Below are 495 nucleotides of genomic sequence, written 5' to 3'. Positions count from 1 at the left end.
ATGAATGGCGCGGATCGCGACGGTCATGGCGTCGAAGCCGGTGGCGAACACGATGACGTCGAGGTCGACGCTGCGCTTCGCCGTGGTGATGCCGCCCGATGTGATCGCCTTGATCGGCTCCTGCCGCAGATTGACCAGCGTGACGTTGGGACGGTTGTAGGTGGCGTAGTAGTTCGTATCGAGGCACGGGCGCTTGGCGCCGAAGGGATGGTCGTCCGGCATCAGCGCCGCGGCAATGTCAGGATCCTTCACGGTCGCCGCGATCTTCTCGCGGAAGAGATCGCAGACCAGCCTGTTGCCGTCGACATCGACGCCCTGGTCGGCCCAGAGCTGCGTCAGCATGTGGACGAGGTCGCCCTTGCTCCAGGCGTCCTCGAAGCGCGCGCGCCGCTCGGCCTCGCTGAGCTGCCAGCTCACCACGGTCTGCTGCGGCAGGGGCACGCCGGCGAGCGACCAGCGTGCCTGCTCGCGATAGGCGGCGCGGTCGGCCTGCAG

The 495-nt window shown here is 67.7% G+C and carries 1 pseudogene; it reads right to left on the bottom strand.

From position 1 onward, the window contains the following. A pseudogene (locus AACY19_RS27080) lies at positions 1-495 on the bottom strand (hypothetical protein); the annotation flags it as partial.

This window comes from Pseudomonas sp. EA_5y_Pfl2_R50, from assembly GCF_963970475.1.
GTDB lineage: Bacteria > Pseudomonadota > Gammaproteobacteria > Pseudomonadales > Pseudomonadaceae > Aquipseudomonas.
The sequence above is the reverse complement of the archived record's forward strand: the minus strand, read 5'-3'. Positions and strand labels throughout refer to the sequence as shown.